Consider the following 19,067-nt stretch of genomic DNA (forward strand, 5'->3'; position numbering starts at 1 on the left):
TATAATGGAAAAAACTATCGGACAAATGATTGACCACACTTTGTTGAAACCAGAAGCGACAAAAGAACAAATCGTAAAACTATCAGAAGAAGCAAAAAAATATAAATTTGCATCAGTCTGTGTGAATCCTACTTGGGTTAAAACTGCTGCTGAGGTGTTAAAAGATACTCCTGAAGTTAAAGTATGCACAGTAATCGGTTTCCCTCTTGGTGCCAACACTCCTGAGGTGAAAGCATTTGAAACGACAAATGCAATCGAAAACGGTGCTGACGAAGTTGATATGGTAATAAATATCGGAGCTCTTAAAGACAAAGACTATGAATTAGTTGAGCGCGATATTAAAGCGGTTGTTGATGCTGCAAAAGGTAAAGCACTTACTAAAGTAATTTTAGAAACTTGTTTATTAACAAAAGAAGAAATCGTAAAAGCGTCTGAGCTATCTGTTGCAGCTGGTGCAGACTTTGTTAAGACTTCTACAGGTTTCTCTACTGGCGGAGCAACTGTTGAAGATGTTGAACTTATGAGAAAGACTGTAGGAGAAAACGTTGGTGTCAAAGCTTCTGGTGGAGTAAGAAGCCTTGAAGATGCACAAAATGTAGTCAAAGCTGGTGCGAATCGTATTGGAGCAAGCTCTGGTGTTTCAATCATGGAAGGTTTGACTTCTGATTCTTCTTATTAATAACCCAAAAGGAATGGCCGATTTTTTCGGCCGTCCTTTTATTAATTAAATAAGGGCAAAGGATTCATTCTCGATATTTTGTAGGCCCTGACATTTTATAAAATTTTTCTAAAGGTGGTAAAACGTTATGGACCACAAAAAATTAATAGATGAGGCGATAGAAGCAAGTAAACAAGCTTATGTCCCATATTCAAAATTCCATGTAGGTGCTGCACTTCTTTCAGAAAGTGGTAAAATCTACAAGGGCTGCAATATTGAAAATGCTTCTTACGGACTAACAAACTGTGCGGAAAGAACCGCTATTTTTAAAGCGGTTTCAGAAGGTGAAAAAAAGTTTAAGGCCATTGCTATCGTCGGGGATACGGAGGGGCCGATTTCTCCATGTGGGGCATGCCGTCAAGTATTGGCAGAGTTTTTGGATGCGGATTCTGTAGTTATTTTGACGAACATGAAGGGTAATACGAAGGAAACAACAATCGAAGAGTTATTGCCGGGGTTCTTTTCTTCAAAAGATCTTGCCTAAGTCAAACAGCTTATTTTTCCTAGAGATCAACTTCATTGGTAAATCTTACAACTTAGGAGAGTTTATATGAAATATTTAATTGCTTTATTAGGACTAGCAGTAGTTATTGGTCTTGCTTTCATTGCAAGTAATAATAAGAAAAAGATAAAATATCGTCCAGTCATTATCATGGTTATCATTCAAATATTACTTGCGTTTCTATTATTGAACACTAAATTTGGTCTTATTTTAGTTAAAGGAATAGCTGCTGTATTCGAGAAGTTACTGGAATATGCTGCCGAAGGTGTAAACTTTGTATTTGGTGGCTTGACTAATGAAGGGGCATTTCCGTTTTTCTTAAATGTTTTGCTCCCAATCGTATTCATTTCAGTATTAATTGGTATCCTTCAACACTTTAAGATCTTGCCTTTCATTATGAAGGGAATTGGTTTGCTGTTAAGTAAAGTAAATGGTATGGGGAAATTGGAATCATACAATGCCGTTGCTTCTGCGATGGTTGGCCAATCAGAGGTATTTATTACAGTTAAAAAACAATTGGATGCACTTCCTCCTCACCGTTTATATACGCTTTGTGCTTCTGCAATGTCTACAGTATCCATGTCAATCGTTGGCGCTTATATGACAATGCTTGAACCTAAATATGTTGTAACTGCTATAGTGCTAAACCTATTTGGCGGATTTATCATTGCGTCTGTGATTAATCCATATGAAGTAGATGAAAAAGAAGATATTCTTATGGTTGCGGATGAAGAAAAACAAACCTTCTTTGAAATGATCGGAGAATATATTCTTGATGGATTCAAGGTTGCTGTTATTGTTGCCGCTATGTTAATTGGTTTTGTAGCGTTAATAGCTGCGATAAACAATGTATTTGAATTGGCAATCGGAATCTCATTCCAACAAATTTTAGGTTACATTTTTGCACCGGTTGCATTTATCATGGGTATTCCAATGTCAGAATCAGTTGCTGCAGGTGGAATCATGGCAACAAAACTTGTTACAAATGAATTCGTAGCGATGATGAGCTTAGCAGAAGTCTCAAAATCATTTACTCCAAGAACACTTGGAATTATCTCAGTATTCCTTGTTTCATTTGCGAACTTCTCTTCAATTGGAATTCTCGCTGGTGCAGTTAAAGGTCTAAGCGAGAAACAAGGTAATGTTGTTGCTCGTTTCGGATTAAAACTGTTATTCGGGGCAACACTTGTTAGTGTATTGTCCGGTATTATTGTAAGTATTGTATTGTAATTAAAAGAAAAGCATTTCCTTTTATGGGAACTGCTTTTCTTGTTTTAAAGGAGGCTATGCGTGTTGCCACTTTTAGTTGGCACACTTACATCATGGGATATATCGGATTATTTTTATCTGGAGCAACTTTGTTTTTAAACGCATTAGTCATGGCTGGTAAAGCGAATGCTAAAAGCGTCAGCTATTTTAACTTATTTGTTGGAACACTTCAAATCATTATCCCGTTTTATCTAGTTCTTGTATCTGAACAAACATCATGGGATTTGTATAATAATGCTGGGACCTTCTTATTTGGATTAACGTACCTTTACGTAGGTTTTACAATGATGCGGGATCTTGACGGTACAGGTTTAGGATATTTTTCATTATGGGTCAGCATAATCGCTCTATTTTACACTACGGTTACAGTCTTGCACTTCCAAGATTATGTAATGGCATCACACTGGTTTATGTGGGCATTTCTTTGGTTCCTGTTCTACTTATCTAATACACTTGGAAAGAACATAAACACATACATTGGAAAAGTTGCTTTCGTTCAATCTTGGGTAACCCTGACAATCCCATCCCTGTTATACTTCGTTGGGCTTTGGACAGTCGATAGTGTTCAACTCTTGTTTTTAATTATCAGTTTTGTATCGATGGTATATTTCGTGGTTGCAGGTTTACCTTTTGTAAAAGCAAAAAGGAAATCAACTCAAAAGAGCATGGAGCCACAAGGAGCAAATTAAAGTGAAAATGGTATCGAATCTACCGTAAAGGAAGGGACCGCTTCTCAAAAGTTTGGAACACTGGACTTTTGAGGGGGGTCTTTTTTGGTTCTTAATTTTAGGAGGCTCCCGAATAACCCGCAAAAAGAGAGAGCCTCTCGCTACAATCAATAGGCTAGTTTAACAGTGCCTTATAAAAAAATCGCTTAGCTATAAAGATAAATATTTGAAACTACCGATTTTCTGCTTATCCCTATTTAGCTTTCATAGTCCTTAAAGTATTTACAAGTACAGGGCTGATCCCTTCGGATTCTTCATTATTGGTGAAGTGGAGTGTGAATCTCATTAGCTTTCCATCAATTGTTTTAACTACGATGTTTTGGGACAATTTCATGTTAGAAGCATGTAAATAAAAATGAGAGTTTTTATAAAAAGGATGTACAAATGGGTCATTGATTTCAATCGCTTTACCGATTGGTTTTAAATACTCGATGGAGTTTAGTTTGATTTTTAAAAGATCAGTATTTGGGGCTAATATTTCAATGCGAACAAAACTACTGCCGTCTTTTTTATGTTGCAGGATAAATCTTCTTGGTTCCTCTGCCACGAGTTCAAAGTCTTTTGGAAGTTTTGCTTGTAACGTTACTTTGTCAGGGTTATAGGATGTGATGGGAGATGATGTGGAATTTACATAAAGCTTTTGATTCGGAAAAATTTTTGTCGTTTTTAATTGATTTAATTTTTTTAGTTCCTCAACAGTCATACCATATGTTTTTGCTATTTTATAAAGCGTATCGCCTTTTTTGACGATGACAGTTTTGGCAATGATGAGCGTTCGTCCAACTGGAATGATATTTGATGTTATTCGATTGATTTCCTTTAATGCTTCTACTGTCGTTCCATGCTTTTTAGCGATGCTGTAGAGGGTATCACCTTTTCTTATCATATATGTCGTTTGTTTCGCTTCGGCTACTGTTGAAAAACCTAGGATAGATGCTAAAGATAAGGATAGGACTGCCATATGGATCTTAGTTTTTTTCATCTTTTTCGCTCCTTTAGTATTGATTCAATTGGGTAGACGTAAAAACCTTCCGATTGTTACTTGTCCGACAAAAATGTTGCTATTGTACTTTTAGGAAAAGATATTGATAAGTTCACTAGCTAAAATACTGGTTGTTACCTTCTAAAAAAATACACCATGTGTGCACTTGCAGACATGGTGTGAAAACTACTTGTTGTATAAAGCTTTCTGAGTAGCAGGACCTACAATTCCGTCTACCTGCAAAGAATTTGCCTTTTGGAATTGTTTGACGGCATTCAATGTACCCTTTCCGAATATTCCGTCCACTCCATTGGTGTTATATCCGAGTTCTGTAAGTCGTTTTTGCATGACTTTCACAGCGTTTCCTTTGCTACCTATTTTTAATGTAACGGAGGGAGAGCTCGGAGCAGAGACAACTGGAATCGATGTACCGCCATTAACTTTATAGCCATTAGAAGCTGCTATCGCATAAAAGCTATTTTTTGATGTGGTAATAATGACAGGCGTATTAGTTTGAATGCGATTAAACAACCAATCAATGTCCTCGTTAAACATCCGGATGCAGCCTGCACTAACATATTTTCCTATAACATCAGGATTGTTATTCCCATGGATGGCATATGTTGTTCCCCATGTACCCCTAGCATTGATCCCAAGCCATCTTTTCCCTAAGGGGTTCCTAGGATCTCCTCCAGGTATTTTTTCTTTATAGTAGGGTCGATTCTTTATTTTATTTACAATTATAAACCGCCCTTCTGGAGTATAAGATGGTTTTCTTCCCGTTGCTACTTTAAATGTTTTACTAAGCTTCCCATTTTCGTAATAAGCAAGCAAATTAGTTTGCTTATTTATGATGATCAGCTGTTTAACAGGGTTTGTTGCTGCTTTGGTAAACGATGCTGGTAATCCCCAAGCCAGGCAGATAAATAGAAAGGTTATCAGCCATTTTTTTAACACATCCTGTCCCTCCAATATAAGTGACGTGGTGAAGAAATTCAGCCCAGTGACTTATTAATTTTGTTGTCTTTTTTACTCTATGAAGAATGAAAAGAAAAATTTACAATAATATTACAGAATGTTACAAAATTGATTCGTATTCCCTACAATATCTAGTTTCTTTTATTACAAAAGTATGTTATAGTTAATGAGCGATGAGCTGATTTGCATAAGTCGGAGTACACGCTTAAAGCACGTATGGATGTGGCCGTACGGTACCTCGCCGCAAATTTACGCAAAAAGACGTCTGTGTATGCAGGCGTCTTTTTCTATTGCCTTTTTTATTAAGGAGATAATATTTTCTGGTAGAAAGAGGAATTTTCTACTGAGTGACAAATATATTATGGAGGAAGTCTAATAGATATTTTTTAGACTGACTGGTCAGTTTATTCGGATTAAAAATTTAGAAAATTAAAATAATAATTTGATAGATTGGAAAAATTATGTTTTAATTAAATAAACTGTATAGTCACTTTGAGGGGAGGGGGTATTTTGAATACCATGCCTTTAATGGATGAAAGGTTTATTAGTGTTAGAGGGGAAAATATTTATGTGAAGATTCTTGGTCAAGGTGAGCCACTAGTATTTTTACATGGCGGCCCTGGAGGGGAACATCGCTATTTTCTTCCTCATCTAGAGGGGCTAGCAGAATATTATCAATTAGTATTCTATGATCAGCGAGGCTGTGGAAGGTCTGAAGAATCCTCTGATAAAGAAGCTATACAATGGAGGAGGAAGTGGAAACTCTAGAAGCACTCCGCATCGAATTGGGCATAGCGAAACTGAATTTGATTGGTGAGTCTTGGGGATCCATGTTAGCACTGCTTTATTCAAGTAAATATCCTGAGAACATCAATAAGATTTTATTAACGGCTGCAGTTGGTCTAAAGTCCGATGATTATTTAAGTTTTGGAACGGATTTAGAAAACAGATTGACCTCTGAAGAAAAGGGAAAATTCAACGGACTTGTGGAAGCCCTTAGTAAAGGAGAGGTTGATGTACAAGAGATTTTTAAAATTATAGATAAGTATTATGTCTTTAATCAGGAAGCTCTCGAATGGAAAACTCCTACTAAAAGCAACGCCGAGATAAATAAATATCTTGGTCAAGATATCATAAAAAATTATGATTTAACCGGTAAAAAGCACCTTTTGAAGAATGTCCCAATCCTTATAGCGCAAGGGGACCATGATATAAAACAACCTTCTATGCTACAAGAATCACTTTTACGATTTATTCCTCATGCCCAACTTGAAGTCATTCAAGAATGCGGCCATTGGTCAGTTGTAGAGAAACCGTATGAATTAATGAAAATCATCAAAGAATTTTTTTGATAAAAATTAATTATTTTTGGAGGTAATCGCATGGAAGCAAAGGTAATCGATCAATCAATCACTACAGCTTTGGAGAAATTTAAAACACTTGATGAAAAAATCACGCATTTTTCAAGTATTTCAGGATTAATTGGATGGGATCAAAAAGTCATGGCACCTAAAAAGGGTAGAGCTACTTTTGCAAAAGCTAGTGGTACGTTCCGAACTGAAGAATTTAAAATGACCGTTTCAGATGAGATGGGTGAGCTATTACATATTCTAACTTCACCACAAGCTGTAGAGGTACTTGATGAGATCTCTAAAGCACAAGTAAGAGAGCGCAAGAATTTCTATGATAGGGCAAAAAACATTCCAGCTGAACAATATAAGGAATATGCTGTTTTAACTTCCCTGGCTAATGATGCATGGGAAGAGGCAAGGGCAAACAACGATTTTAAACACTTCCTACCTTTCCTTGAAAAGATTGTCGACTTCAATAAGAAGTTTATAGAAATCTTTGGATATGAAAAACATCCATATGATGCATTATTGAATGAGTATGAGCCTGGTTTAACGGTGGAGAAACTAGATCCAATATTTGCTAAACTAAGAGAATCTAGTGTTATGTTGCTAAAAAGAATTCAAAATTCATCATATAAAACACCTGACGAGATTTTTGAACAATCATATGTTGTAGCAAAACAGAAGGAATTTAACCAATATATTTTGCCAATCATTGGTTTTGACATGGAAGCAGGCCGTCTGGATGAAACGGTTCATCCATTTGCTCAAACGATCAATACTGGCGATGTAAGGATTACGACTCGCTATCTCGAAAATAATGTTCGTTCTGCATTATTTGGAACGATCCATGAAGCTGGTCATGGTATTTATGAACAGAATGTGAATCCTGATTTTGAAGGTACTGTTTTACAAAGTGGTGCTTCATTTGGGATACATGAATCTCAATCGCGTTTCTTAGAAAACATGGTGGGACGTAGTGAAGAATTTTGGAATTACTTCTATCCTAATCTACAAAAGTATTTCCCAGAGCAATTAGGAGAAGTAAAGGTAGAGGATTTTTATCGTGCAATCAATAAGGTAGCACCATCCTTTATTCGAGTAGAAGCGGATGAATTAACATACAACCTGCACATCATGATACGATATGAAATAGAAAAAGCACTGTTTGGTGGAGAAATCGAAGTGAAGGATCTACCGTCCATTTGGAACAAAAAGATGGAGGAATATCTTGGTATAACACCAGATTCAGATACAAAAGGAGTCCTACAGGATGTACATTGGTCTTTTGGTGGGTTTGGATACTTTCCTTCCTATTCATTAGGAAACCTGTATGCTGCACAAATTTTAAATACAATCCAAAAGGAAATCCCAGATTTCTATATGAGTATCGAAAATGGTGATTTTTCAAAAATTCAAACCTGGTTGAAAGAGAAAATCCATCAATATGGAAGATTACTTTCACCTAATGAACTGATTGTAAATGTAACTGGTGAAGAGTTAAACGCAGAATATCTTGTTGAATATTTAGAGAATAAGTATAGCAAAGTATATAAACTATAAATCTATTCATGGCGCGCCTCTAAGTTAGTACTTCAAATAGAGGCGAGCTTTCCATTTAGATATGAATTATTATGAATGGGGGGCTTTACTATGAAAGTCTTGATTATTGGAGGAACACGTTTTATTGGTCCATATGTCATCAAGGAGTTATTGGAGTTGGGCCATGAGGTATCTGTTTTTAATAGAGGGGAATCAGAGTATATACTTCCAGCTGAAGTTGAATTCATTAAAGGGGACAGAGACTCAATAGAAAATCATCTATTGGAAATAAAAAAGTGTAAACCTGATGTTGTTCTTGATATGATTCCATTTACAGAAAAGCAGGCTAAGAAGGCGCAAGATATCTTTTCTGGAGTTGCTGGAAGAATTGTTGGTATTAGTAGTGGGGATGTTTATCGTGCTTATGGGAGGCTAATTGGGTCAGAACCAGGAGATACAGTCCTTACCCCATCTAACGAAGAGTCACCACTGAGAGAGAAACGTTATCCTTTTCGTGGAAAATTTAAGGATAATCATCCAATGTATGATTATGACAAAATATTAGTCGAACAAGTCTATTTAAATAATAAAAATATTCCTGGAACAATATTGAGATTACCAATGGTGTACGGACCTGGAGATCGACAGCACCGCTTATTTGAATATGTTAAAAGGATGAAGGACGATAGGCAAATAATTTTGATTGACAGAACTCTTGGAAATTGGAAAACTGCTAGAGCATATGTTGAGAACGTAGCTCATGCTATTACGTTATCCCTCATCAACCCAAATTCGGCAAACAAAATTTATAATGTTGTAGAAAATAATTTCACTGAAACAAAATGGGTACACTTAATCAAAGATCATATGAATTGGGTGGGGAAAATTGAAATCATTTCGGATCATCCAAATGGATTAAATTTTGCACAAAATCTTGATATGGATTCCGAAAAAATCAGAAATGAACTTGGGTATTCCGAAAAGGTTCCTTTTGAAGTAGGATTAGAAAGAACCATTAACTGGGAAATTAACCATTATCCAGATTTTGACCCACGAACGTTTTATGATAAAGACGATCAGTGGATAATAAATAACTTGAGTAAGACCTGAAGAATTAGGAAGTGATGAAATTGGAGACCTTTACAGAAAGAGTGATTACTATAGTTCAACAAATCCCATCTGGAAAAGTCATGACATATGGGCAAATTGCAGGACTAGCAGGCAGTCCTAGAGGAGCTAGACAAGTGGTACGTATCCTTCATTCAATGAGCAAGAAATACAATCTCCCATGGCATAGGGTTATTAATGCAAGAGGTGAAATTGGGTTAAAAGATGAAGAATCCGTCTTCTATCAGAAAATGACCCTTGAAAATGAGGGAATAAAGTTTATTGATGGAACTTCTATTAATTTAGAGATATATCAATATGTTCCTCTGTCTTATTAACCTTACATCTCCCAAAAAATTAGAAGTTCCTCCTCAAATCAAATATTTTATCTGGATGCAATGAGAGGATTAAAATACTCACTGCATTTTTTTTCTGGAATTATTTAACTCGTTCTAGTTGGGATTCATGAACTAAAATTACTTTAAATTCATTGTATTTTTGACGGATTTCCCAGAAACCAGTTTCATACTTATAAATCACAATATAAGGAATCCCGTTGTAGATGACTTCTTCTTGTATTGGACTCACTCCTTGTGGGTCTTTTTTACTATAATAATAGAAAATGTATAGATTTGATTTTTTTAGATTGGGTGATTTAAGACGGAAAAGTTCACTTTTTCTCTAAAATGCATATAAAACATTAAAAAAATATAACTCTAGGCATATTTTGATGTCTTTGTTTAAATTTTTTAGAACTAGGAAGACAGATTCGTTAATAATTAATGACAACTGTAAAGACAAGTGTTAATATACTGTTGGACCATAATGATGATTAAATATCTGCAATTTGGGCATAAGATGGTTAATTAGTTGTTATATAAATTAAGGAGAAAACGATGAAGAATAAGAAAGAAATTTCTAATAAAAAATTATTGGGGATTGCTGGACTTGGGTGGATGTTCGATGCCATGGACGTAGGAATGCTATCCTTTATTATTGTGGCATTGCAAAAGGATTGGGGTTTGTCCGTACAACAAATGGGTTGGATTGGAAGCATAAATTCTATTGGTATGGCCGTCGGGGCATTAGTTTTCGGATTGCTGGCAGATCGAATGGGCCGTAAGTGGGTTTTTATCATAACTTTACTATTATTTTCAATCGGAAGTGGTCTATCGGCATTTACAACAACTTTGGCCGCATTTTTGGTTTTAAGATTTTTGATTGGAATGGGTCTAGGTGGTGAATTACCGGTAGCATCGACTCTAGTCTCTGAAAGTGTGCCTGTGGAAAAACGTGGGAAAGTGGTTGTGCTGCTTGAAAGTTTCTGGGCCGGGGGTTGGTTAATCGCGGCTTTAATTTCTTTCTTTGTCATTCCTAAATTTGGTTGGCAAGCAGCCTTGTTAATCAGTGCTTTGCCTGCATTTTATGCTTTATATCTTCGATTGAACTTACCTGATTCTCCTAAATTTGAAGCTGTTAAGGTAAAAGAAAAACCTTCCATCCTTCAAAATATAGGAAGTGTGTGGTCAAAAAAACATGTTCGTCAAACGACTATGCTTTGGATTCTTTGGTTTTGCGTAGTATTTTCTTATTATGGAATGTTCTTATGGTTACCAAGCGTAATGGTCATGAAAGGCTTTAGTATGATTAAGAGCTTCCAGTATGTACTAATAATGACCCTTGCACAATTGCCTGGTTATTTTACGGCTGCTTGGTTTATAGAACGTTTAGGAAGAAAATTTGTTTTAATAACGTATTTAATTGGAACTGCTGCTAGTGCATATTTCTTTGGATCTGCAGAATCATTTGCTTTATTACTAACATCGGGTATTTTCCTATCCTTCTTCAATCTTGGTGCGTGGGGGGCTTTATACGCTTATACACCTGAACAATATCCTACTGCCATTCGAGGTACTGGTGCAGGGATGGCGGCTTCATTTGGTAGGATTGGGGGAGTGTTAGGACCACTTCTTGTTGGTTATTTTGTGGCTCAAGAAATCTCTATAAATACAATTTTTACCATTTTCACCATCTCGATCCTGATTGGTGCACTTGCCGTTTTTGTACTTGGAAAAGAGACAAAACAAATGGAATTGGAATAATTGCAAATGTGATAACTCAGCTTTATGCTGGGTTATTTTTTTGATAAAATTTGGCTTATTAATTTGTCTATCCCGAAATTGAAGCCTATAATTTATAGTAAATCATTTCAATAATCTGAAAGAGGTGTTTACTTCATGAGTATTCAAGAGAAAATCATTGCTGATTTGAACGTGAAGCCTGAAATTGACGCTAAAGAAGAAATAAGAAAAAGAATCGATTTTTTAAAAGACTATTTAAAGCAATCTAAAGCAAAAGGTTTTGTGTTAGGAATTAGTGGTGGTCAAGATTCCACTTTAGCTGGAAGATTAGCTCAGTTATCGGTAGAGGAATTAAGGAAGGAAGGGTATGAGGCTTCCTTCACAGCTGTTCGTCTACCTTATGGAGTGCAACAGGACGAAGAGGATGCACAAAGATCAATGGAATTTATTAGAGCCGATAAAGAGTACACGTTCAATATTAAAAAGGCTGTAGATGAAGTAAAGGAAGAATACGATAACATGACTTCTGGGGCGCCGTTAAAGGATTTCCAAAAAGGAAATGTAAAAGCCCGTGTGAGAATGATTGCACAGTATGCTATTGGTGGCCAGGAAAGCTATCTTGTTATAGGGACGGATCATGCCGCAGAAGCAGTTACAGGTTTCTATACGAAGTATGGTGATGGTGGGGCTGATATCCTACCTCTATCAGGTTTGAACAAAAGACAAGGCCGTGTATTATTAAAAGAGCTTGGAGCAGATGAACGACTTTACTTAAAAACACCAACAGCGGATTTACTAGACCAAAAACCTGGACAAGCAGACGAAACTGAATTAGGTATTTCATATGAAGAATTAGATGATTATTTAGAAGGAAAAACGGTTTCTACTGAAGCTGCAGAGAAAATTGAAAAAAGGTACTTAATGTCTGAGCATAAACGACAAATGCCAGCAACGATGTTTGATGAATGGTGGAAATAATTATAGGTGAACAATGGGTGATTTAAGAAAGTTAAGCTTCTTGAATCACCCTTATTTTTTTTAACTAAATTTATTTTTACCTGTCTTTGATAATTGAATATTGTCTAAAACGTAATCTTCTAGGGATAAAAATTTAGTAACCAATAGAACGTTTGATTCTCTGATAGAGCATCCATCCTATTAATATGATTGGCATCAAATATGACCATACTTGTGATTCCATTAACTTACCAATATTTTACCTCTAATAATACTTTTTAGATTAATAGAAAATTCTAAACTATTTTTCTTACATAAGGTAAAGCAAGAAAAAAGCTTGCCATTAAATAATGTAAAAAACAAAAAAAACTAATAAAAATTAAGAGAAAAGCCAAAAAAATTTCTGTTACAAATTCCCAAAAATTTTCTTGTTATTGTATATCATTTATTTCATCTCGTATGATTATTTTGAATAATGTCAAAATTTTCATATATATTTCATAAGGAGGAGAATTGTTTTCGCCATTATTAGTGTAAGGATTAATTGATAATAAAAAAGGAGTGGTTTTCATGCAAAGAAGTAAATTGTCAACAAAAACCATTGTTGCGGTTGGTATTGGTGCAGCAGTATTTGTAATTTTAGGACGCTTTGTCTCTATCCCATCTGGAATTCCGAATACATCAATTGAAACAACATATGCATTTCTTGCTTTAATGTCTGTTGTATTTGGTCCTATTGCTGGAGGATTAATTGGATTAATTGGGCACGCCCTAAAAGACGCGATAATTTATGGCTCACCTTGGTGGAGCTGGGTTGTTGTATCTGCATTTGTTGGATTAGGATTGGGGTTAGCTAAAAAGAAAATCAATATTCAAGAAGGGGTATTTGGACCAAAGCAAATTGTTACCTTTAATATTGTCCAAGTAATTGTTCAAGCAATTGGGTGGGGTGTTGTGGCTCCTGTCTTGGATATTGTCATTTATGCAGAGCCTGTAAATAAAGTATTTACGCAAGGAATCGTTGCAGGTATTGCAAACATGGTTAGTGTAGGGGTTCTAGGAACGATCTTACTTTCAGCTTATGCAAAGACACGTACAAAAAGTGGAAGCTTGGATAAAGAAGAAACGATGTAATTTGGCATTTTACCTGATTTTAATTTTTTTTACTAAGGGGCTGGCTCAATATTTGAGTCAGGCTCTTTCTTAATTATGTTTGTAGGAGATTTGTAATGAAAAAATCAATTATTCAATTTGAAAACTTTGGGTTTAAATATCGTAGTCAAGCCCAGCCAACCCTTTTTGACATTAATTTGACGATAAATGAAGGTGAAAAGATCGTTATTGTAGGCCCATCAGGATCAGGAAAAAGTACATTGGCTCATTGCATAAACGGCTTGGTGCCTTTTTCTTATAAGGGAGAAGTAACAGGAAGTCTATCTATAATGGGTAATGAAGTAAAGAATCTAGGGATATTCTCGCTTTCTAAAATGGTGGGTACTGTACTACAAGACCCGGATGGACAGTTTATAGGTTTATCTGTTGGTGAGGATATTGCCTTTGCCCTAGAAAATGATGGAGTCCCTCAAGACCAAATGAAGCACCGAGTTAAAGAGGTTGCAAAACTGGTTGATCTAAAAGATCATCTACATCATTCTTTGCATGAGCTGTCTGGTGGGCAAAAGCAAAGAGTGACTTTAGGAGGGGTAATGGTAGATGACGTGAAAATTCTTCTATTTGATGAGCCGCTTGCAAACTTAGATCCAGCAACAGGAAAAAATGCTATTGATCTAATCGATCGAATCCAAAAAGAGACTAACAAAACGATCATTATTGTTGAGCATCGATTAGAGGATGTGTTATATCGCGATATTGATCGAATAATAGTTGTAAATAACGGACGTATCGTTTGTGATAGTACTCCTTCCGAAGTGCTAGCTTCTCATGTGTTAGAGAAGAACAATTTACGAAACCCCCTTTATATAAAAGCATTACAATATGCTGGATGTTTAGTCGCTCCAGAAATGCGACTTCAACATATCGATCATCTAGTTTTAGATGGCTGCAGAAAGGATCAACTAGTCAACTGGTTTGGTGAGCATATTACGCCTAAAGAAAAATCGAATACTACACCAAATTTAGAATTGAATGGAATTCATTTTAGCTATGACGAAAGCCGTGAAATATTGAAGGATGTTTCATTCACAATTTCAAAAGGGGAAATGGTTAGTATTGTAGGGAAAAATGGAGCTGGAAAATCTACATTATCTAAAATCATTTGTGGATTTGAAAAACCATCCTCAGGGACCATTAAAGTAGATGGTCGTGACATTACACATGACACGATTAAAGAACGATCCATGAGAATCGGAATGGTGTTACAGAATCCAAACCATATGATTTCTAAGACTATGATTTTTGATGAGGTAGCACTTGGTCTAATTGTTCGTGGAATATCTGAATGTGAAATTAAATTTCGTGTGGAAGAAACATTAAAAATATGTGGTCTTTATCCGTTTCGAAATTGGCCTATTTCAGCATTAAGCTTTGGGCAGAAAAAACGGATGACCATAGCCTCCATTTTAGTCTTAAAGCCAGAAATCATCATTTTGGATGAGCCGACTGCAGGACAGGATTACCGACATTATACTGAAATGATGGAATTTTTAGTAGAGCTGAATCAATTAGGAATTACCATTTTAATGATTACACATGATATGCACCTTATGCTGGAATATACACCAAGAACCATTGCTATTGGCAATAAGGAAATAATAGCTGATGACAGTTCAGTAAATATTTTAGGTAATAAAGATGTGATTGAACAAGCAAATTTAAAAGAAACAACACTATTTGAATTAGCAAATAAAGCAGGAATCGAACAGGTAAATGATTTTGTTCAGCATTTCATTTCCTATGACAAGGAGGTAAGGCGTCATGGCAGTAGAAATGTTGACCTACATTGATAGGAAAACTCTAATACATCAACTGACAGGGGCTACTAAACTACTATGTTTTTTTATGTGGTCTACTGCAACTATGCTTACATATGATACTCGGATACTATTATTACAGTTTTTTCTTAGTATCGTTCTTTTTTTTATCTCTAAAATAAAGCTTAAAGAAGTTTCGTTTGTAATAGGCTTCATATTATTTTTTCTACTGATCAATAATATAACCATCTATCTCTTTTCTCCACAGGAAGGTGTTGGGATATACGGAACAAGTCACATTTTATGGGAGCTTTCTGGCAGCTATAATATTACGTTAGAACAATTATTCTATCAATTTAACCTAACTCTAAAATACATAACCGTTATTCCAGCAGCGCTTATATTTCTTATAACCACACATCCAAGTGAGTTCGCTTCATCCCTAAATCGAATTGGAGTGAGCTATCGCATAGCCTTTTCCGTTTCGATTGCATTACGCTATATACCAGATGTTCAGCGTGATTTTCGTAACATTGCACGTGCTCAACAAGCTAGAGGAATCGATCTGTCACGTAAAGAAAAGCTACCTAAACGGATTAAAAATGCTACTTCCATTCTTTTTCCTTTAATCTTTTCAAGCTTAGATCGAATTGAAACCATTAGCAATGTTATGGATCTTCGAGGGTTTGGAAAACACAATCAGAGGACATGGTATAGTGCCAGACCATTTACATTGTATGATTACGTGTCTTTATTTTTGGTAGGTGTATTATTAGTTGCTTCAATTATAGTAACCTATCACGATGGGAATCGTTTTTATAATCCGTTTATGTAAGTGTTAAAGGATAGAAGGTCACACTTTTATTTAGTGTTACCCTCTATCCTTCATATATTTAGAAGCTCGCTTATATTTTCACTTCAATATGCCTAAAACTCTCAAAATCAAACAACCCTAAGTCAGTTAATTTCAGTGATGGAATCACCGGCAACGTAAGAAATGACAGGGTTAAAAATGGATTAAATTCGCCATGAAATTCTAATTTTGATAATGCGGTTTTAATACTTTGTAGTCCGTTTATTACAGTTTGATGATCTTGGTCAGAAATTAATCCTGCTATTGTTAAGGATAGGGATGCAAGGACCTCACCATTTTTAACGACAACTAATCCACCATTCATATCTTTGAGTGCGTTAATAGCTGTTACAATATCTCGATCATTTGTACCTGTACAAACCAGATTATGGGAGTCATGGGCAATAGTTGTGGCGATCGCACCGTCCATTAACCCAAATCCTTTTACTATTCCGAGTCCGATGTTTCCTGTATTATTATGTCTTTCCACCACTACAATTTTTAATTGATTACGAACAACCGATGGTTCAAAATAATGATTTTTGGTATTCACTATTTCGATCAATTTATTGGTTATTAGCTGATTTGGAATGATTTCAATAATATTTGCTTTATTGCTCTCACCAATTGAAATTTGAAGGTCTTCCTCTGTAATTTCAGGAATATTTACAGTGTTAATTATTTGGGTCTTTGGCTCAATGTTTAATATGGTTTTACCTATATATGCCCCATTTTTAGCAACGAGTTCGCCTGCTTTATACACCTCAGAAATTACAACCTCTTCTAGATTATCTAGGAAAATTAAATCTGCCACATAACCAGGGGCGATGGCTCCTTTTTGAGTAAGACCATAGCACTCTGCTGCATTTAATGAAGCCATTTGGATTGCAATTAATGGGTCAACTCCAAATTGAATGGCTAAGCGAACATTATGGTCAATACTTCCTTCTATAACTAAATCATCGATATGTTTATCATCTGTACAAAATAGACAACGGCGTGCATTATTTACATTGACTGTTTGTATAAGTGATTTTAAGTTTTTTGCTACAGAACCTTCTCGAATTAACAGGTACATACCGCGTCTTAATCGTTCTAATGCTTCTTCAAATGTCGTACATTCATGGTCCGTTCGAATACCTGCTGCCTTGTAAATATTGACGGCATTTATATCCAATCCTGCTAAATGACCATCTATTAGATGACTATACTTTGATGTCATTAACAACTTATCGACAATAGGTTCCTCCGCATTTTGTAGGGATGGATAATCCATTACCTCTGCCAGGCCGATTACTCTTTGATGACTGAAAAAAGGCTCTAAATCATTAGCTTCAAGCACAGCTCCTGAATTTTCAAAAGGAGTGGCAGGAACACTAGAAGGTAGCATGAATAACACATCTAACGGAATGTCCTCAGAATCTTCAATCATAAAATGGATTCCTTCACTACCAGACACATTTGCAATTTCATGTGGATCAGTAATAACTGTAGTGACTCCGTGTGGAAGAACGACTTTGGCAAATTCAGTCGGGGTCACCATTGAGGACTCGATATGAACATGGCCGTCAATGAAAGCTGGGCTAATATAACGATTTTTTGCATCAATCACATGTAAGCCTTCAAACTCTCCGATTCCAACAATCATTCCATCAGCAATAGCGATATCGCCTTCCATAATATCCAGATTAAAAACATCGATAATTTTCCCATTTTTTATGACAATGTCAGCGGGCATCCTCTTACTAGCAACATGAATTCTTTTATTTAATTTTAATTTATCAAATGTCATTGTGACCTCTCCCTGATAAAAAATAAAACCCTAGGAATACCTAGGGTTGACTTAGAGAAGGGTAATTAGACTATAAAAAACGTATAGTAATCTAATCCCTCTCGTAGTCAAACCATTTACGGTAGTTTGGTAGAAACTTATGGACCATATCTCCAAGATTATACGAGTGGTTATTAAAATATATTGTTACACATTTTATATGTGAGTAATGAAAGTGTCAATAATATACATGATCGACGGAAAATTAAAAATAATGAGAATGAGAGTTTGAATTTTGTATGAATTAAAGGAAATCTTATATAAAAGAATAGCACTGAGCAAATTAATTAGGATGTTTACGCACTTATGGTACTATTAATCCTAATTACAATTACGTTTAATGAGGTGTTTAATTTGAAAATAGAAGTATGGTCTGATTTTGTATGTCCGTTTTGTTATATTGGAAAACGTCGTCTAGAAACGGCACTAGAGCATTTTCCGAATAAGGAAGAAGTTGAAATTGAATTTAAGAGCTTTGAGTTGGACCCTAATGCACCAAAGAATAGTGATATTCATATCAATGAGGCATTAGCAAAAAAATATGGAATGAGTGTAGAGGAAGCTAAAAGAGCAAACGAAGGACTTAAGCAGCAGGCAGCTACTGTCGGTTTAGATTTTAATTTTGATAATATGAAACCAACCAATACATTCGATGCTCATCGATTAGCCAAATATGCAAAAACGGTTGGAAAAGAAGCAGATTTGACCGAAAAACTGCTTTCAGCTTATTTTACAGAATCAAAGAACGTTGGCGATCAAGAAACTTTGTTAACTATTGCAGAGGCAGCTGGAATAGACCGTGAATCAGCACTCAATGTTTTAAATGATGAAAAAGAATTTTCAAACGATGTTCGTATTGATCAAGCAATCGCCGGGCAATACGGGATTAGAGGAGTACCGTATTTTATCATCAACCAAAAATATGCAATCTCTGGTGCTCAACCAATGGAATCATTCGTAGGGGCGCTCCAAAAAGTATGGGATGAAGAAAATAAGAAACCAGTTTTTCAGGATCTTTCAGATGGTGAGGGTGGATCTTACTGTACGGATGAGGGTTGTGAGATACCATCTAAAGACGAGAAAAATAAATAATAAGATAAAGTGTCTACATCACTTCAAGCACTCCCCGCTTATGAAAGAGGGCACTGAAAAAGTCCGCTTTAACAATTAGGGAGTCAATCGCTCGATTTTAATCGAGCGATTGACTCCCTTTTTGCTTTATACTAAAGATATCAAT

Annotated in this window: 18 protein-coding genes and 1 riboswitch; of the genes, 15 read left to right on the top strand and 3 right to left on the bottom strand. The window is 35.7% G+C overall.

The genetic code is table 11. From position 1 onward, the window contains the following. The first annotated feature begins 4 nt into the window (after window positions 1-4). The 4 genes from deoC (at window position 5) to G3O09_RS18175 (ending at window position 3,178) form a co-directional block, all read left to right on the top strand. Window positions 5-679, top strand: a complete 675-nt coding sequence (deoC, locus tag G3O09_RS18160) for a deoxyribose-phosphate aldolase (RefSeq protein ID WP_163102865.1) — start codon at window positions 5-7, stop codon at window positions 677-679. Window positions 680-806: 127 nt separating this feature from the next. Beyond that, entirely contained in the window at window positions 807-1,202 is a 396-nt protein-coding gene (locus G3O09_RS18165) for a cytidine deaminase (protein WP_163102866.1), read from the top strand. A 66-nt stretch (window positions 1,203-1,268) separates the two neighbouring features. Then, on the top strand, window positions 1,269-2,450 hold the full coding sequence (locus G3O09_RS18170; RefSeq protein WP_163102867.1) for a NupC/NupG family nucleoside CNT transporter: 1,182 nt from the start codon (window positions 1,269-1,271) through the stop codon (window positions 2,448-2,450). Between the two features lie 92 nt (window positions 2,451-2,542). Next, window positions 2,543-3,178, top strand: coding sequence for an AmiS/UreI family transporter (locus tag G3O09_RS18175; protein ID WP_163102881.1), 636 nt, complete (start codon window positions 2,543-2,545; stop codon window positions 3,176-3,178). 232 nt (window positions 3,179-3,410) lie between these two features. Here the strand turns inward: G3O09_RS18175 and G3O09_RS18180 are convergent, their stop codons facing one another. Together G3O09_RS18180 and G3O09_RS18185 are read right to left on the bottom strand one after the other, a co-directional pair. Next, window positions 3,411-4,199: a LysM peptidoglycan-binding domain-containing protein gene (locus tag G3O09_RS18180; RefSeq protein ID WP_205439681.1), complete on the bottom strand. Its 789-nt coding sequence runs from the start codon at window positions 4,197-4,199 to the stop codon at window positions 3,411-3,413. A 186-nt stretch (window positions 4,200-4,385) separates the two neighbouring features. Beyond that, complete coding sequence (locus G3O09_RS18185) at window positions 4,386-5,156, bottom strand: L,D-transpeptidase family protein (RefSeq protein ID WP_163102868.1); 771 nt, start codon at window positions 5,154-5,156, stop codon at window positions 4,386-4,388. A gap of 540 nt (window positions 5,157-5,696) precedes the next feature. On the opposite strand from G3O09_RS18185, the gene G3O09_RS18190 reads away from it, so the two are divergent. The 10 genes from G3O09_RS18190 to G3O09_RS18235 all read left to right on the top strand — a co-directional run bounded on the left by G3O09_RS18190 (window position 5,697) and on the right by G3O09_RS18235 (window position 15,981). Continuing rightward, window positions 5,697-5,945 carry an alpha/beta fold hydrolase gene (locus tag G3O09_RS18190; protein ID WP_338048420.1) on the top strand — a complete coding sequence of 83 codons (249 nt, stop codon included), beginning with the start codon at window positions 5,697-5,699 and terminating at the stop codon, window positions 5,943-5,945. Next, complete coding sequence (locus G3O09_RS18195) at window positions 5,933-6,529, top strand: alpha/beta fold hydrolase (protein ID WP_163102870.1); 597 nt, start codon at window positions 5,933-5,935, stop codon at window positions 6,527-6,529. Before G3O09_RS18190 ends, G3O09_RS18195 begins: the two co-directional genes overlap by 13 nt. 30 nt (window positions 6,530-6,559) lie before the next feature. Then, complete coding sequence (locus tag G3O09_RS18200) at window positions 6,560-8,092, top strand: carboxypeptidase M32 (RefSeq protein ID WP_163102871.1); 1,533 nt, start codon at window positions 6,560-6,562, stop codon at window positions 8,090-8,092. A 90-nt stretch (window positions 8,093-8,182) separates the two neighbouring features. After that, window positions 8,183-9,181, top strand: coding sequence for an NAD-dependent epimerase/dehydratase family protein (locus G3O09_RS18205; protein WP_163102872.1), 999 nt, complete (start codon window positions 8,183-8,185; stop codon window positions 9,179-9,181). A gap of 14 nt (window positions 9,182-9,195) precedes the next feature. Next, window positions 9,196-9,516, top strand: coding sequence for an MGMT family protein (locus G3O09_RS18210; protein WP_163102883.1), 321 nt, complete (start codon window positions 9,196-9,198; stop codon window positions 9,514-9,516). A 558-nt stretch (window positions 9,517-10,074) separates the two neighbouring features. Beyond that, window positions 10,075-11,280 (top strand): MFS transporter, encoded by a 1,206-nt coding sequence (locus G3O09_RS18215; RefSeq protein WP_163102873.1) that lies wholly within the window; start codon window positions 10,075-10,077, stop codon window positions 11,278-11,280. 135 nt (window positions 11,281-11,415) lie between these two features. After that, window positions 11,416-12,237: an ammonia-dependent NAD(+) synthetase gene (gene nadE, locus G3O09_RS18220; RefSeq protein WP_163102874.1), complete on the top strand. Its 822-nt coding sequence runs from the start codon at window positions 11,416-11,418 to the stop codon at window positions 12,235-12,237. A gap of 549 nt (window positions 12,238-12,786) precedes the next feature. After that, window positions 12,787-13,350, top strand: coding sequence for an ECF-type riboflavin transporter substrate-binding protein (locus tag G3O09_RS18225; protein WP_163102875.1), 564 nt, complete (start codon window positions 12,787-12,789; stop codon window positions 13,348-13,350). Window positions 13,351-13,445: 95 nt separating this feature from the next. Continuing rightward, a complete protein-coding gene (locus G3O09_RS18230) occupies window positions 13,446-15,179 on the top strand; it encodes an ABC transporter ATP-binding protein (RefSeq protein WP_163102876.1) in 1,734 nt (577 codons plus the stop codon). Further along, window positions 15,151-15,981, top strand: coding sequence for an energy-coupling factor transporter transmembrane component T family protein (locus tag G3O09_RS18235; RefSeq protein ID WP_163102877.1), 831 nt, complete (start codon window positions 15,151-15,153; stop codon window positions 15,979-15,981). The genes G3O09_RS18230 and G3O09_RS18235 overlap by 29 nt, the downstream gene beginning before the upstream one ends. Before the next feature lie 70 nt (window positions 15,982-16,051). On the opposite strand, the gene ade is transcribed toward G3O09_RS18235, so the two are convergent. Continuing rightward, a complete protein-coding gene (ade, locus tag G3O09_RS18240; protein WP_163102878.1) occupies window positions 16,052-17,791 on the bottom strand; it encodes an adenine deaminase in 1,740 nt (579 codons plus the stop codon). Window positions 17,792-17,875: 84 nt separating this feature from the next. Further along, window positions 17,876-17,977, bottom strand: a riboswitch (purine riboswitch). A gap of 207 nt (window positions 17,978-18,184) precedes the next feature. Here ade and G3O09_RS18245 point away from each other — a divergent pair. Next, window positions 18,185-18,922 carry a DsbA family oxidoreductase gene (locus G3O09_RS18245; RefSeq protein ID WP_163102879.1) on the top strand — a complete coding sequence of 246 codons (738 nt, stop codon included), beginning with the start codon at window positions 18,185-18,187 and terminating at the stop codon, window positions 18,920-18,922. Window positions 18,923-19,067 lie beyond the last annotated feature (145 nt).

The organism is Peribacillus alkalitolerans (genome assembly GCF_010882125.1).
Classification (GTDB): domain Bacteria; phylum Bacillota; class Bacilli; order Bacillales; family DSM-1321; genus Bacillus_BN; species Bacillus_BN alkalitolerans.